The organism is Vibrio sp. M250220, from assembly GCF_036533795.1.
Lineage (GTDB): Bacteria > Pseudomonadota > Gammaproteobacteria > Enterobacterales > Vibrionaceae > Vibrio.
The window spans coordinates 39143-54258 of record NZ_JATABI010000010.1 but is presented as its reverse complement, the minus strand read 5'-3'; the positions used below and the strand labels follow the sequence as shown (position 1 = coordinate 54258).

Annotated in this window: 15 protein-coding genes; 2 read left to right on the top strand and 13 right to left on the bottom strand. The window is 45.5% G+C overall.

Annotated elements, in window-relative coordinates:
• Positions 1–35: 35 nt before the first annotated feature.
• From QTN94_RS05940 to cysB, 5 genes are all read right to left on the bottom strand, one after another.
• Positions 36–830, bottom strand: a complete 795-nt coding sequence (locus QTN94_RS05940) for an ABC transporter ATP-binding protein (protein WP_269376053.1) — start codon at positions 828–830, stop codon at positions 36–38.
• On the bottom strand, positions 827–1771 hold the full coding sequence (locus tag QTN94_RS05935) for an ABC transporter permease (RefSeq protein ID WP_138970751.1): 945 nt from the start codon (positions 1769–1771) through the stop codon (positions 827–829). The genes QTN94_RS05940 and QTN94_RS05935 overlap by 4 nt, the downstream gene beginning before the upstream one ends.
• Positions 1772–1834: 63 nt before the next feature.
• Complete coding sequence (locus QTN94_RS05930) at positions 1835–2800, bottom strand: ABC transporter substrate-binding protein (RefSeq protein WP_138970752.1); 966 nt, start codon at positions 2798–2800, stop codon at positions 1835–1837.
• A 326-nt stretch (positions 2801–3126) separates the two neighbouring features.
• Positions 3127–4320 carry a methyltransferase gene (locus QTN94_RS05925; protein ID WP_331427173.1) on the bottom strand — a complete coding sequence of 398 codons (1194 nt, stop codon included), beginning with the start codon at positions 4318–4320 and terminating at the stop codon, positions 3127–3129.
• A gap of 54 nt (positions 4321–4374) precedes the next feature.
• Positions 4375–5349, bottom strand: coding sequence for an HTH-type transcriptional regulator CysB (cysB, locus tag QTN94_RS05920; RefSeq protein WP_138970754.1), 975 nt, complete (start codon positions 5347–5349; stop codon positions 4375–4377).
• Between the two features lie 289 nt (positions 5350–5638).
• Here cysB and QTN94_RS05915 point away from each other — a divergent pair, with 289 nt between their 5' ends.
• Complete coding sequence (locus tag QTN94_RS05915) at positions 5639–6403, top strand: DNA repair protein (protein ID WP_331427172.1); 765 nt, start codon at positions 5639–5641, stop codon at positions 6401–6403.
• 74 nt (positions 6404–6477) lie between these two features.
• Positions 6478–7254, top strand: coding sequence for a tRNA isopentenyl-2-thiomethyl-A-37 hydroxylase MiaE (gene miaE, locus QTN94_RS05910; RefSeq protein WP_331417520.1), 777 nt, complete (start codon positions 6478–6480; stop codon positions 7252–7254).
• A gap of 56 nt (positions 7255–7310) precedes the next feature.
• Here miaE and pyrF read toward each other — a convergent pair whose 3' ends face one another.
• From pyrF to ppiD, 8 genes are all read right to left on the bottom strand, one after another.
• The gene (gene pyrF, locus QTN94_RS05905; RefSeq protein WP_331417519.1) at positions 7311–8006 is read right to left on the bottom strand and encodes an orotidine-5'-phosphate decarboxylase; all 696 of its coding nucleotides are present in this window, start codon (positions 8004–8006) and stop codon (positions 7311–7313) included.
• A gap of 81 nt (positions 8007–8087) precedes the next feature.
• Positions 8088–9257, bottom strand: a complete 1170-nt coding sequence (gene lapB / locus QTN94_RS05900; protein WP_138970758.1) for a lipopolysaccharide assembly protein LapB — start codon at positions 9255–9257, stop codon at positions 8088–8090.
• A 27-nt stretch (positions 9258–9284) separates the two neighbouring features.
• A complete protein-coding gene (locus QTN94_RS05895) occupies positions 9285–9563 on the bottom strand; it encodes a LapA family protein (RefSeq protein ID WP_006881263.1) in 279 nt (92 codons plus the stop codon).
• 140 nt (positions 9564–9703) lie between these two features.
• Positions 9704–9985, bottom strand: a complete 282-nt coding sequence (gene ihfB / locus QTN94_RS05890; RefSeq protein WP_006881264.1) for an integration host factor subunit beta — start codon at positions 9983–9985, stop codon at positions 9704–9706.
• 210 nt (positions 9986–10195) lie between these two features.
• Entirely contained in the window at positions 10196–11866 is a 1671-nt protein-coding gene (gene rpsA, locus QTN94_RS05885; RefSeq protein WP_138970759.1) for a 30S ribosomal protein S1, read from the bottom strand.
• Positions 11867–11968: 102 nt separating this feature from the next.
• Entirely contained in the window at positions 11969–12649 is a 681-nt protein-coding gene (gene cmk, locus QTN94_RS05880; RefSeq protein WP_138970760.1) for a (d)CMP kinase, read from the bottom strand.
• A gap of 142 nt (positions 12650–12791) precedes the next feature.
• Positions 12792–13085 (bottom strand): ComEA family DNA-binding protein, encoded by a 294-nt coding sequence (locus QTN94_RS05875; RefSeq protein WP_331427171.1) that lies wholly within the window; start codon positions 13083–13085, stop codon positions 12792–12794.
• A gap of 135 nt (positions 13086–13220) precedes the next feature.
• Positions 13221–15080 (bottom strand): peptidylprolyl isomerase, encoded by a 1860-nt coding sequence (gene ppiD / locus QTN94_RS05870; protein ID WP_331417518.1) that lies wholly within the window; start codon positions 15078–15080, stop codon positions 13221–13223.
• Between the last annotated feature and the right edge of the window lie 36 nt (positions 15081–15116).

The window sequence follows — 15116 nt, the reverse complement described above, 5'->3', positions numbered from 1 at the left end:
GGTGGATATTTCGGTAGCAATTTGTCAGCAACTCGTTAATTTAACAATAAGCTATCATCCGCCAGTTCTTCTCCACGAACCTTAGAAAACATCTCTAAAAGATCTGGAACTCGCATATTCGCTCGCTGTTCACCGGATACATCGAGAACAATCTCGCCTTGGTGAAGCATCACGGTACGGTCACCACAAGCTAACGCGTCTTTCATTGAGTGAGTAACCATCATCACAGTGAGGTTGAACTCCGAAACAATTTTCTTTGTCAAATCAATAATAAACGCAGCCATACGTGGATCCAGCGCTGCTGTATGTTCATCCAATAACAATAATTTGCTATCGGAAAGCGTCGCCATCACAAGGCTCACAGCTTGACGCTGGCCGCCCGATAATAGGCCAATGCTGTCACCTAAACGGTCTTCCAATCCTAGCCCTAGGATACTGATACGCTCCTGAAAAAGTTTGCGACGCTGAGATGAAAGAGAAAGATTCCACCCTCTCTTTTTACCACGCATATATGCGAGTGCCATGTTCTCTTCAATCGTCAACTCTCCACACGTACCAGCTAAAGGATCCTGAAACACTCGAGCACATTGCTTGGCTCGCTGATCCACTGTTTGACGAGTAACATCGAGTTCATCAATCACTACGCGTCCACCGATCATTGGCGTTTCACCAGTAACAGCTCCAAGCAGCGTTGATTTACCTGCACCGTTCGAACCAATCACGGTTAGGAATTGGTGCTCCGGAACCTCAAGAGAAACACCACGCAAAGCACGATTTTCTAAGATGGTTCCTGGATTGAACGTCACCTGAATATCTTCTAGACGAATCATGCTACTTCTCCTGACTCTTTATCCTGCTTAGATAGATTTTTGCTCTCCATCGCAGGGCTAAGCTTTTTTGATTTAAGGTTACCTTTAATCTTGGGCGCAATCAGCGCTGCTGCAACCAGAACTGCCGTGACCAAGTTGAGGTCTGAGGCTTGCAATCCGAACATCCCTGAACTGAGTGCAAATGCTACCGCCAGACGGTAGAGCACTGAACCGACGATAACTGCAACAACAGCCACCCATATTTTTCTTCCTGGAATAAGCGTTTGACCGAGTATCACCGCAGCCAAACCAACCACGATAGTCCCGACACCAGAAGTCACATCAGCAAAGCTGTTCGTTTGAGCAAACAAAGCCCCAGCAAAGCCAACAAAACCATTGGATAACGCCAGACCAAAGTAGGTATAAAAGGATGTGCTCGCCCCTTGCGCTGAAACCATGCGGGCATTGACTCCCGTCGCGCGTAGGCCTAGTCCGAAGTCGCTGTTTAGTAAACGTACCACCAGCCAGGCAGAAACCAACACCAATATGCCGACCAACAGTGGGCGAACTAACATAGGATCGCCGTACGCCTCAAACGGGGTCAGAATAGTCTCCTCACCAAGCAAAGCTAAGTTTGGTCTACCCATGATGCGGATATTGATAGAAAAAGCCGCGATCATCGTTAATATCGATGCCAAAAGATGGAGGATTCCACAGCGAACCGCTAAAAACGCGGTCACCCAGCCAGTCGCAGCACCCGCTACGATCGCCATCAAGGTCGCCAACCACGGATTGATACCGGCAACAATTGCAGTAGCGGCAACGGCGGCTCCCATAGGAAAGCTACCATCTACACTTAAGTCAGGAAAATCAAGCACGCGAAAGGTGAGATAAACGCCGAGGGCTACGAGACCATACAGTAAGCCAATTTCCAAAGCGCCAAAAAATGCAAAAGCAGACATAACAACTCCCTTTTCTGCTAAAGACTCACACCCCCAAGCAACGAGGTTGCTTGGGGGATTGGTTTATTTCACGCTTGTCGCACGGTCTAGTACAGACTGTGGAATCACCACACCAAGTTTGGTCGCAGCGCTTTGGTTAACAACCAGATCTGAGCCCTTTGCCACTTTGACATCAAGCGAACCAGGCGCTGCACCTTCAATGATCGCTGCAACATAATCCGCGGTTTGAACACCCACCTGGTAGTAGTCAAATCCTAAGCTCGCAATGGCGCCTTTTTCTACGTATGAAGTCGCACCACCCAATACTGGTGTCTTAGCCTGATTAGCCGCAACAATCATACCCTCAATCGCACTCGCTACCGTGTTGTCTGTTGGCGCATAAATCACATCTGACTTCGCTGCGATAGCTTGCGTAGCAGATTGCACGTCAGCACTTTTCAGAGCCGTCGCTTCGATAACTTGAATGCCCTGCTCTTGTGCGCTGCGTTTTAGAAGTTCTACTAACGTCACCGCATTCGCTTCACCTGGGTTGAATACCACGCCGATAGATTTGACCTGTGGAAGAATCTCTTTGATCAATTCAACATGCTGGCTGACGGGAGAGAGATCGGACAGACCAGTCACGTTCTTACCTGGTTGTTCCAATGTCTTAACTAACTTCGCACCAACTGGGTCAGTAACCGCGGTAAATACAACTGGGATCGTACGAGTAGCTGAAACGAGTGCTTGGGCAGTAGGAGTCGCGATACCAACTAAAACATCCGGTTTTTCACCCACATATTGACGCGCAATCTGAACCGCAATAGCAGGATTGCCCTGTGCAGTTTTGTAATCGAATTCTAGGTTTTTGCCTTGCTCGTAACCTTTGGCTTTTAGCCCGTCGATTAGACCTTGGCGAGTGGCGTCTAGCGCGGGATGCTCGACAATTTGTGATACGGCTACCTTAGCCGTTTTTGCCATGATACTGGTTGATGAGAGTAACGTAACACCTGCGAGAACGGCGGTCGCAATAGCTTTTCCTGCTTTCATCTTGACTCCTTGATGTCGTACCAACGCCACTGACTATCTAAACATTCTTCGAGGCCAAGAGTGCAATCACTAAATTACGGTGATGACGCCATAAGAATGACAAAGTAACCGCCACTGGTACGGTGCTCTCAGTCCCTTCTGCCTAGCAATAACCTGAGTACACAATTAATGGCGCTGGTATAAGCAATAATATGTTGTGTGAAGTTCTGTTTTGTATTTATAAATTGCACACTTTATGTGCGCATCAATTATTATTACCAGCAAGCTGTACAAAAGAAAAGCACGTTTTAACATTGGAGTAACAAAAAGAGACACCACCTTGCTATCTACACTTTCACAGCATGAATCAGTATGTTACGGGGAGTCATCTCTCGTGAGCAAAACTCCGAGATTTGAACGCGATAGCCGTTCTCATTAAGGAAAAGTCCCTTATCCAGCACTAGCCACATTTCCAAACATCGCCTGAATGGTTGCTGAATCAAACTGATGCGTTCCATTTGCCAATACTTTTCCAAGCCCAATTGTTCAAAATGACTAAAATCAACATCCGGTAGAAGGATACCTTTACTATCACTCGCCCAACGACAAAACGCTTCAAAGCCTTGAGAAAGCTGCGACTTCTTAATACTTGGCACAGGTTGATAGCGTTCGAATCCCAGCACATTACGTAACAGCAGATCAAAGCCAAGACGATATGACATCTCTTCGATTCGGTGCCTTCTCACCCGCTCGCCGCCAGTAACCGTTTCTTGAAGAGGGATCCGCAGCTCAGACTTGCTTAACCCAAGCTTAGATTGTTTCCCTTGGATAGAGAGTGCTTGATAGTGCTCATTGGCGATCAAATGATAGCAACAGGGAGAAAAAGTAATCACTGGTAGCCTCTTGTCGGTAGCATGGTTAAGAAGCGATATATGCAGATCTCCGCAAGCATGCAGAGCGACGGCGTGCTGATTTGAACTGAATACCTGTTGTGCATCGCGACTCAACGCGTCGCCCTGAACAAAGTGCATCGGCAGGTTGTGTTTGTCCGCTTCAAACTGCCCCGCATCACAAAGCATTTGCTGAAACTCAAAACTGGTCACCTTATGCTGGGTTTGACTCGCGAGTATTCTGCCGAGAAATCCCTTACCTGAGCACCACTCTAACCATTCGCTACCGTGGTGATCGCGCAGCGCCGCCTCTCCCATGGATAGGATTTGCTCAAGCTTACGCCCTGGGACACCATTTTCGACACCACGCGCTAGTGCTAACCCCTGCTTGTCGATAGAGGGCAATGTCGTCCACTGGGAAGTTTGCACAACACAAGCCAGATAAGGCGTTAAGGCGTTAATAAGGCTTAGGTTATTCTGTTTATAGCCTTCAATTTCTTTTGGGCTCAAGCCGTCTAACCAAGCACACAGCTGTGGATTAGACTCTTTCCAGGGCAAATGGCTATCTAAACATGAAATGAAAGCCTCAAAACGCCAATATTGCTGATTTTGCGTTAGAAACTGATCGAGTGATTTGAATTGAGTATGCATGACTTCCCCCCGGTGTGCGTAGTGTAGAGGGAAGTCACTAGAGATGGTAGTCGCTTAACGAACAGGAAGGTCGATATCTTTGAACATTTCTTCGATTTCTGCACTCGATTTAAGCGACAACGCCCGCTCAACAACTGGACGTGTTAAATGCGGTGCAAAACGTTCCATAAAGTCGAACATGTAACTGCGTAAGAAGGTGCCGCGTCTGAAACCAATACTTGTGGTGCTCGCACCAAAGATATGACTCGCATCAATTGCGACCAAATCAGTGTCTTGCTCTTTGTCGATCGCCATACTCGCAATAACACCAACGCCAATCCCCATACGCACGTACGTTTTGATCACGTCTGCGTCTGTAGCGGTAAAGACAACTCGCGGTGTTAGGCCATATTTATTGAACGCAGTATCCAGCTCAGAGCGACCTGTAAAACCAAATACGTACGTCACCAACGGATAGGAAGCCAGATCTTGAATAGTCACCTTTTCCTTCTGTGCCAGAGGATGGGATTTTGGCACAACAATGGAACGATTCCAGTGGTAACAAGGCAGCATGATCGCATCTTGGTAAAGATGCAGTGCTTCCGTCGCAATGGCGAAATTAGCGGTACCTTTGGCAATCGCCTCTGACATTTGAGATGGCGTACCTTGGTGCATATGGAGTGATACTTTAGGGTAACGAGCGGTAAATCCTTTAATAACGTCAGGAAGCGCATAACGAGCTTGAGTGTGTGTCGTCGAGATATTGAGAGTTCCCATCTCAGGATGGGTATGCTCACCGGCAACGGCTTTGATGCTTTCGACACGAGCTAAAATTTCCTGAGAAATGCGAATAATATCTTCACCAGCCCCCGTCACTTGAGTAAGGTGTTTTCCACTGCGTTCGAAGATCTGAATGCCCAGCTCATCTTCCAGCAAACGTACCTGCTTACTGATGCCCGGCTGAGACGTATACAGACTTTCCGCAGTAGCTGATACATTTAAGTTATGGTTAACGACCTCAACAATATACTTCAATTGTTGTAATTTCATTCTCGACCTCGTAATCCCTTACTCTACGCCCCATAGCGAGCGAACATAGTTTATAATATTTAGTTATAACGCCTATGGGTTCAAATTGATAGTCCAATCGTTATCAAGCCGTAGAAAAGCAGAGGCTTGTGGCTATTTTGTAATCAAATACGCAGAATCAACCTTGCATTGGTATTTTTCATTAATAAAATCGAACATTTGAGCAATAATACAAAACAGGTGCAGGGAGTGATTAGAATCGTGTATGCTTGCTTGCCAGTAAAATAATAAAACATAAGATACGGAATTTATGAATATAGGGTTAATCATAGCTTTAGTTGCCATCTTACTTGTCTTGGTATTGGGCTATAACATAATGCTTCAATACAAAGTCAAAGCTGAAACTGCACGGAAGCAGGAGAGTTCGCGCTATCTTCAAATCATAGATGCAACAGAAGAATTAATCGGTCACGCACACCATATGCCTTATAGTAAGGAGTTATTGGTGTGTCTAAACACCCGTATCTTAGACGCACTACAAAGTATGCATGAGCTGGATCCAAAGAATAAACAGCTTGAACAACGCGTCGAACACGTCAAACAACAGATCAAACAACTTGAAGAAAATTACCAAGGTGGCGAGAGCACAACCTTTAAAGTGCCAAGCAGTGATAAGCAAGCGATTGTTATGCTTAAGCTGGTTAAACGCCTTCGCGACACTATCCGTAGTGAACACAACAAAGGTCGCTTTGAAACTCAGGCCTACGTTACCGAAAATGCTCGCTTGGAAACCATCCAGATACGCATCAACATTGAAAACGTCATCAAACGTTCAAATGATGCTATCGTACGTGGTCAACCGGGTACGGCTGTGCAACTGCTTCGTAAAGGACTTGATGCTCTTAGCACCAAAAATGACAACTATTCGAATCAAGCACGCGAAAAACTTCAAGGAATGTACGACGACCTTGAATCGAAAAGACAAACTCGAAACGCTGAAGAGTTACACCAAATCGAAGAAGACCAACGTAAAAACGATATGGATGCGCTCTTTGGTGAGAAGAAAAAATGGTAATATAACTGCCATTACACATCCTCTAAAGGTCGCTGTTGCGGCCTTTTTCATTTCAATTGACAGATTTGTTCAAGATGATTGAGTTAAACCAATACCAAACCTTGTTAGAGCCGATAAACGGCTTCTTACACTGTTCTACGCCCGATGCATGGGTTGTGGAAGCCCGCAAACCCGAAAACCTAAAGGTGGTACTCATCGACCACCTCCTTTGCGAGCTCAAGGCCGGACAGTCCGCAATGTACCTAATCCGCAAGTACGCTGTCGATAAGGAAAGCGCACATAGCCTCTTAGATTGGTTCAAACCTTACGAAAACTTCGCCTATCGCAAAATGGGAAGTCTGGAAACATTAAAAGGGAAAAGCCAAATATCGAAAACGATCATGGCCAAATCTGAATCGCCTTACAGCCAAGATCTTATCGACAAAATGGTGATGCTGATTAAAGAAGAGTTACACCATTTTTATCAAGTCTTGGAAATCATGGACAAGCGCAATATAGCCTATGAGCCTGTCCAAGCGAGTCGCTATGCAAAGGGATTAATTAGCAGCATGGCAACGCATGAGCCTCAAAGCTTGATCGATAAGTTAATCATCGGCGCATATATAGAAGCTCGATCGTGTGAACGATTCGCTAAACTCGCACCGCATATGGATGAGGATATTGGCAAGTTCTATGTCTCTCTCTTACGCTCAGAAGCCCGTCACTACCAGGACTATTTAACGCTTGCAGAAGAGATTGCTGACAAAGACATCAGTGAGAGAGTGGCTTACTTCGGTCAGATTGAAGCAGAGCTAATTACTTCTCCCGATAGCGACTTCAAGTTCCACAGTGGCGTTCCAGGTTGCATTTAGCCTTAGATGAGTGACAAAAAAGCCAGCAAATGCTGGCTTTTTAGCACAATCAATCTTTACACAAGTGTCGCATTGATGTTTGCCAACACTGCGGCAGGATCGGCGGCTTGGGTAATTGGACGACCAATAACCAAGTAATCTGAGCCAGCCGCGATAGCATCGACTGGTGTCATGATACGTTTCTGGTCTCCCACTGCCGCACCAGCTGGACGAATGCCAGGAGTGACCAGTTTAAACGCCTTACCCAGCTCACTTTTCAGCATTGATGCTTCTTGTGCGGAACAGACTACACCATCCAGGCCTGAATTTTTTGTCAAATTAGCCAAACGAATCACTTGTTCCTGCGGCGCGATATTAAGGCCAATGCCTGCAAGGTCGCTTTGCTCCATGCTGGTGAGTACAGTCACACCAATAAGTAGCGGACGATCTTTACCATAAGGCTCAAGAATCTCTCTCGAAGCCGTCATCATACGCTCCCCACCACTCGCATGGACGTTAACCATCCACACTCCCATTTCAGCTGCCGCACGAACCGCTTTCGAACACGTGTTAGGAATGTCGTGGAATTTGAGGTCTAGGAAGACTGAAAAGCCACGTTTGTGCAGTTCTTTGACGAAGTCAGGACCAAATAAGGTAAACATTTCTTTGCCGACTTTTAGACGACATGAGCTTGGGTCAATTCTATCAACAAAAGCGAGTGCATCGGCTTGGTTGTCATAATCCAGTGCAACAATTACTTTTTGGTCGATCATTTCATCTCCTAACTATAAATAAATCGAAAAAAAGCAGCGGGATCACCGCTGCCATTTTGTAATGGGTCAAGCCCATAAAAACTATTCACCATCCAACCCACGGATTGGCTTAATCGTTCCCCACCCCTTACACGAGGGACAATGCCAATACATTGAGTGGGTCGAGAAACCACATTTACGGCATCGATAATGCGGTTTCACTTTTAACTGTTCACCAACCAGTTTTTGTAGCGTACCTAAACTGGCCTTTGCCCGACCCTCTTCAGCCTCTGCTAAATGGTAGTCCATCAGACGGTAGAAGCCCTTCATCGTAGGGTTTTTTACCAACTGTCGCGTTAATAGCTCTTGAGCGGCGCCGACACCATCGTGTTGAGCAACGAGTTGAGCCAGCATTAGCTCCGCTGATACACCGACTTTATTGACGATACACTGGCGTAAAAAGCTCAGTAGCTCATCTTCTTGGCCAAGATGGTGATAACATTCCGCTAGTGTTGGGAGAACCTCACTAACAAAATCGCTATCTTGCTCTAAGACACGCTCCATATACTCAATGGTGCTGCGATAGTCTTCAATGTCTAGATAGAGTTTTCCTAAAGCGATAGAAGCTCGTACACACTTTGGGTCTTCCGCTAATGCACGTTTGAAGTACTGCATTGCCTGAGCGTCATGTCCTTCCGCTTTTTCCTGCATCGCCAATTCACACCAAAAGTGACCAATACTCGTACGCATTCGTTTACGACCCATCTTAACGAGTAGAGAGGCATAATTGATCGCCTTGTTCCACTCTCGAGTCTGTTGATAGATAGCGACCAGTTGCTGTAGCGCAGCTTCACGGTGATCCGGTTCATCAACCAACTGCTCAAAGATTTTTTCAGCACGATCAAGAAAACCCGAAGCCATGTAATCTTTTGCTAATTGCTGCAAAGCAATGTTTTTTTGGTCGATGGTTAACCCAGAACGGGAGATGAGGTTTTGGTGGATACGAATCGCTCGGTCAACTTCCCCTCTCGATCGAAATAGGTTTCCGAGAGCCAGGTGAGTATCAATCGTTTCGTTATCGACTTGGAGAAGTTCAATAAAGTGGTCGACCGCCTTATCAGACTGATCCGATAAAAGCAGGTTCAAACCCGTCACATATTGACGTGAGATTTGATTGGATTGTTTCTGCTTGTCTTGCTGGGCGCTGCGATTACCCATATACCAGCCGTAAGCGGCTGCGATTGGCAATAACAAGAACAGGATTTCTAACATCGAGTGACAGCCTACCTAATACGACTTTTAAGCTTTGCCTTGAGTTGGTTCACTTGCTGCTGGAGAGAGCTTAGTTAACTGTTTTCTTAGTTTGCGTACTTGCAACTGAGATTTAAGATGCAAACTACCAAATATTAGCCATGCCAGAAGGAAACCAACAATAAACACACCACCCAACAGTGTGGACAGGTGGAACTCTCCCTGAGCTAACAAATAGTTAAATGTTACAATCGCTTGATTCTGAGAGCCTAAGGCCAGTGCAATCAAAAATAGGGCCAGTACAAGAACGATTTTTATAATTTTCATAGTCCATCACCTAAGATAAGTTCTGCCGCTACGATTATGCAGTAAAAGCATCAAACAAACCATGGTTATCTCTGTAATTCGAATGATAAAAAAGCGGCATACGCTATGTATGCCGCTCATTTTACAGTCAATTCGAGTTACTAACCGATGTTTACTCGCTCACGCAATTCCTTGCCAGGTTTAAAGTGAGGAACAAATTTTCCTTCAAGCTCTACTTTGTCACCTGTTTTAGGATTACGTCCCACACGTGGCTCGCGGAAATGAAGAGAGAAACTACCAAAACCACGAATCTCAATTCGGTCGCCACTTTCCAGTGTTGAAGCCATATGCTCTAAAATATCTTTTACAGCATCTTCAATCTCTTTAGCCGAAAGGTGAGTCTGTTCTGCACAGAGTCTTTCGATCAATTCAGACTTAGTCATAGTTGCCCTCATAGAGTAATTTATCACTTATTATAGTAAGTAATACCAGTTCCAACAAACACTTGCCTACAATTTTAGACAAAAATTGAACAATGTGTGGAATGAAAAACTACATTTAACAAAACATCTTGCAGAGATTGGTATTACCACTAGCCATGAATGAAACATAAAAAAGGAGCCTTTCGGCTCCTTTTTCTTAAAAGCGACTAATTATTCGCCTTTAGCTGCTTTGAAAGCGTCAGCCATAGCGTTACCGAATGCCGCTTCATCAGCGCTGTTCAGTGTAGCCATTGCTTCTTGCTCTTCAGCTTCATCTTTAGCTTTGATAGATAGGTTGATTACGCGGTTCTTACGGTCTACACCTGTGAACTTAGCTTCAACACTGTCACCAACACTTAGGATTAGAGTAGCGTCTTCTACGCGGTCGCGAGAAACTTCAGAAGCGCGGATGTAACCTTCTACGCCTTCTTCAAGTTCGATAGTTGCACCTTTAGCGTCTACTGCAGTAACAGTACCGTTAACTAGTACACCTTTCTTCTTCTCAGAAACGTAAGCATTGAATGGGTCATTTTCCATTTGCTTAACGCCTAGAGAGATGCGCTCACGCTCTGCGTCTACTGCTAGAACTACTGCAGAGATTTCGTCGCCTTTCTTGTACTCACGTACAGCTTCTTCACCAGCAACATTCCAAGAAATGTCAGATAGGTGAACTAGACCGTCGATGCCGCCGTCTAGACCGATGAAGATACCGAAGTCAGTGATAGACTTGATCTTACCAGTAACTTTGTCGCCTTTAGCTTGCGCTTCAGCGAAAGATTGCCATGGGTTAGCTTTACACTGTTTCAGACCTAGAGAGATACGACGACGCTCTTCGTCGATTTCAAGAACCATAACCTCAACTTCGTCGCCAACATTAACAACTTTAGATGGGTGGATGTTCTTGTTAGTCCAATCCATTTCAGAAACGTGTACTAGACCTTCAACGCCTTCTTCGATTTCAACGAAACAGCCGTAGTCAGTTAGGTTAGTAACGCGACCAGATAGTTTGTGACCTTCTGGGTAACGCTTAGCGATTGCTACCCATGGATCTTCGCCTAGTTGCTTAAGACCTAGTGATACGCGAGTACGGTCACGGTCGAACTTAAGAACTTTAACTTGGATCTCGTCACCAACGTTAACGATCTCAGAAGGGTGCTTAACGCGCTTCCAAGCCATGTCAGTGATGTGTAGAAGACCGTCAACACCGCCTAGATCTACGAACGCACCGTAGTCAGTAAGGTTCTTAACGATACCTTTAACTTCTGCGCCTTCTTGTAGAGTCTCTAGAAGCTCATCACGCTCAACGCTGTTCTCAGATTCGATAACTGCACGACGAGAAACAACTACGTTGTTACGCTTCTGGTCAAGTTTGATAACTTTGAACTCTAGCTCTTTGTTTTCTAGGTGAGCAGTATCGCGGATTGGACGCACGTCTACTAGTGAACCGGGAAGGAAAGCACGGATACCGTTTAGTTCAACAGTGAAACCGCCTTTAACTTTACCGTTGATGATACCAACAACAGTTTCAGCTTCTTCACAAGCTTTCTCAAGTACGATCCAAGCTTCGTGACGCTTCGCTTTCTCACGAGAAAGTTGAGTTTCACCGAAACCGTCTTCTACAGCGTCTAGAGCCACGTCTACTTCAGAACCAACTTCAACTTCAAGTTCGCCAGCAGCGTTCTTGAACTGTTCAGCAGGGATAGCAGACTCAGACTTAAGACCAGCGTCAACAAGAACAAAACCGTTCTCGATAGCTACTACAGTACCTTTAACGATAGTACCTTGTTGGAATTCAGTCTCGTTTAGAAACTCTTCAAAGAGTTGAGCAAAAGATTCAGTCATTATTTAATCTTCAATAAATTAAACGTCCACGGGTGTCCTACCACATGGGGTTATTAACTTCGCCGGTCATCATCCTTGCGACCAACGTTCTTACCTAGCAGCCTAGGCTACTAGCTTAGATTCGATATATTGTAGTGCCTTTTCTACCACTTCGTCGATACTCATCGTAGTAGAATCTAGCAAAAGCGCATCCTCAGCAGGGCGTAATGGCGCTACTGGGCGGTTACGATCTCGGTCGTCACGCTCTTGGATCTCGCTTAAAAGGTCGTCAAATTTAACATCTAACCCCTTGCCTTGCAACTGTTTAAGACGGCGACTTGCTCGCTCTTCAGCACTTGCGTCCAGAAAGATTTTCACTTCAGCTTGAGGGAAAACAACCGTCCCCATGTCACGACCATCAGCCACCAAACCTTGACCTTCTGCAAAAGCACGCTGACGACGCAAAAGGGCTTCACGAACACGCGGTAAAGCAGCGACCTTTGATGCAGCCATGCCCGTTTCTTCTTTACGCAGTTCACGAGAAACATCTTCGCCTTCAAGGATAACCTTGACCAGCTCGCCTTCAGCCACAAACTGTACATCCAAATGGGTCGCCAAAGGAACCAGCGCATCTTCCGATTCAAGATCAACGCCATGATGAATTGCAGCTAGAGCTAAGACACGATAGATAGCGCCAGAGTCTAGTAAATGAAACCCTAGTTTTTTTGCAAGCAGCATACAAAGTGTGCCCTTGCCGGCACCACTTGGTCCATCAACGGTTACTACCGGTGTATGAGACGACATGTTTTACTCCGTGTTGTTTTCTGATCAACGTTCGACTCGTTGACCTTGTTTCGGCGTGGAATTATAGAGGGAAATACCCACAGGTTCTAGGCAGGATTTGTCGTATGCGTAAAAAAGAGCGCCAAGGCGCTCTCCAATAAGTTTATAGCTTAATTCGGTCTCGGTTCTGCGCCACAATTGTAGCACCAATACCTTTGACTTTCTCGAGATCCTCGGCACTTGTGAAGTGACCATTGAGCTGACGGAACTCGACGATTGCCTGAGCCTTCGCCAATCCGATGCCTAACAACAGGTCGGCGAGCTCCTCAGCACTGGCTTGGTTGATGTTAACCGTGATCTCGATACCTTGATACTTGGCATCGGTGCTAGCGTCTTCAGCTTGGGTGATGGCAGGAAATGATAGTAGAAGAGTAACTAGCAGTAGTTGTTTTAACATTTTAGTTTCCTTGTTTACTTATGTGCAGGCCCAGACTAACCACTCATCACCAAAAGAAAACCATGTAAACATTAAAACAAAACGGACTGCTGATGCAGTCCGTTAATATAGATATATCAATTACATTTGAGCTGATTATTGCGTCACAATGTAATATTCGATATCGATAGTCTTGCGCAGGATACTGATCAAGCCAGAAAGGTCTTGCTGAGCATTCACTTGTGTCAGTTGTGCACCAATCTGCTGGTTGTATTGCGGGTCAAACTTTGATGCGACATTAACAAGCTCAACCACGACCACATCACCATTGAGGTCTTTCGCCTGAGCAAACTCCTTTTCGCCATCGACAGGTTTCGCCATTGAGAAAACAACGTCTGAAAATGGTGAACTGCGGTCTAGTGTTTCCATCTCACCGAATGACAAACCACTCTCAGCCAATAGCTCTTGCTTACCTTGCTTAAGTTCAGCAACTAGGTTTTGAGCGAGTTCGATAGCGGCTTGCTCGCCTTTCACATTGGCAAGTGACTTAGTAACGTCAGCACGAACTTGCTCCAACGGTAGAACCGTTTCATTGCGGCTATCTTCAACACGGACAACAACGACATGCTCAGGGGCAACTTCAATCACTTCTGAGTTGAGACCATCTTCTTTCACTTCAGGACTTACAATCGCTTGTAATACCGCAGGGGCATTCAAAAGCTCAGGAGCGTCTACTTGAGAGATAAAGTCTGTTGTCTCGATCTTAGCGCTGATTGCTTTCGCAGCTTCATCTAGTGAATCCGGATACTCAAACGCCACTTTCTCTAGTTCACTTTGAAGCGCATAGTATTGATCAACGGCTTGCTGGTCTCGTAGCTCTTGTTTAACTTCCTCTGCAACTTCTTGGTACGATTTCGCAACTGAATCTTTGAGCTCATCAAGTTTAATGATGTGGTAGCCAAAGTCTGATTTAACAAGACCTGTCATATCACCCACATTTTTAAGCGCAAACGCAGCTTCTTCGAATGAAGGATCCATCACATCACGTTCGATCCAACCCAAAGAACCGCCTTCAGATGCACTACCGAAGTCATCAGATTTCTCTTCAGCCAGTGCAGCAAAATCCGCACCTGCATTAAGCTCATCTAGGATGGCTTGCGCTTTAGCTTCATCATCACCCTCAATTAGGATATGACTTACACGACGCTGCTCTTCTGAAGAGTATTTATCGATGTGCTCTTGATAGTATTTTTCAGCTTGCTCGTCAGAAATCTCAATGTTTTCTTTTAGCTTTTGAGCTGATAATTCTACGTAAGCTACTTTAACTTGCTCTGGGCGCGTATAACGCTCAGGGTTTAGTTGGTAATATTCGTTGATCTCTTCTTCTGATAACTCTGCTTTAGCTGCAAAGTCTGCCAGAGAAAGGGTAACCTTTTTGATATCACGAGTTTGGGTCAGTAACTTGCTTTGAGCTTCTACTTCACCCGGCAATGAGAAATCACTACCTTGAATTGCGGTCATCAGTTGATTACGCACTAGGTCACGGCGTAAATATTCTGCAAAGCTATCTGCTGAGAAGCCAGCTCGACGTAGCGCAGCCTGGTAGATTTCTTGATCAAATTTGCCATCAACTTGGAACTGAGGCATTTCTAGAATCATGGTACGAACTTGAGTGTCGCTTACGCGCAGCCCTAGCGACTCTGCGTGTTGCTCTAGAAGCAAGTCATTGACCATACGATCAAGAACTGATTTACGGAAAGACTCTACATAGCTTGGGTCAGCCAATAGATTTGAGAAGTAATCACCAAGCTGAGCTTGCATACGATTACGTTCGTTTTGGTAAGCCTGTTCGAACTCACCACGACCAATTTCAACATTGCCTACTTTCGCCGCAGAGTTATTTGAGCCACCTACAATGTAACTACCAACACCTGCAAATACGAACGATAGGATGATAAGCCCTAGGATAATTTTAACCGCGATGCTGTTAACGCCTTCGCGTAATCGGTCCATCATACTTAAACTACTCTCCGCTTATGTGCCGTACATAAG

Coding starts and splice junctions, on each gene's coding strand:
- cysB (WP_138970754.1), bottom strand. CDS start 5,349: ATGAAATTACAACAATTGAAGTATATTGTTGAGGTCGTTAACCATAAC.
- ppiD (WP_331417518.1), bottom strand. CDS start 15,080: ATGATGGACCGATTACGCGAAGGCGTTAACAGCATCGCGGTTAAAATT.
- QTN94_RS05940 (WP_269376053.1), bottom strand. CDS start 830: ATGATTCGTCTAGAAGATATTCAGGTGACGTTCAATCCAGGAACCATC.
- lapB (WP_138970758.1), bottom strand. CDS start 9,257: ATGTTAGAAATCCTGTTCTTGTTATTGCCAATCGCAGCCGCTTACGGC.
- cmk (WP_138970760.1), bottom strand. CDS start 12,649: ATGTCGTCTCATACACCGGTAGTAACCGTTGATGGACCAAGTGGTGCC.
- rpsA (WP_138970759.1), bottom strand. CDS start 11,866: ATGACTGAATCTTTTGCTCAACTCTTTGAAGAGTTTCTAAACGAGACT.
- QTN94_RS05935 (WP_138970751.1), bottom strand. CDS start 1,771: ATGTCTGCTTTTGCATTTTTTGGCGCTTTGGAAATTGGCTTACTGTAT.
- miaE (WP_331417520.1), top strand. CDS start 6,478: ATGATTGAGTTAAACCAATACCAAACCTTGTTAGAGCCGATAAACGGC.
- QTN94_RS05915 (WP_331427172.1), top strand. CDS start 5,639: ATGAATATAGGGTTAATCATAGCTTTAGTTGCCATCTTACTTGTCTTG.
- QTN94_RS05930 (WP_138970752.1), bottom strand. CDS start 2,800: ATGAAAGCAGGAAAAGCTATTGCGACCGCCGTTCTCGCAGGTGTTACG.
- ihfB (WP_006881264.1), bottom strand. CDS start 9,985: ATGACTAAGTCTGAATTGATCGAAAGACTCTGTGCAGAACAGACTCAC.
- pyrF (WP_331417519.1), bottom strand. CDS start 8,006: ATGATCGACCAAAAAGTAATTGTTGCACTGGATTATGACAACCAAGCC.
- QTN94_RS05875 (WP_331427171.1), bottom strand. CDS start 13,085: ATGTTAAAACAACTACTGCTAGTTACTCTTCTACTATCATTTCCTGCC.
- QTN94_RS05925 (WP_331427173.1), bottom strand. CDS start 4,320: ATGCATACTCAATTCAAATCACTCGATCAGTTTCTAACGCAAAATCAG.
- QTN94_RS05895 (WP_006881263.1), bottom strand. CDS start 9,563: ATGAAAATTATAAAAATCGTTCTTGTACTGGCCCTATTTTTGATTGCA.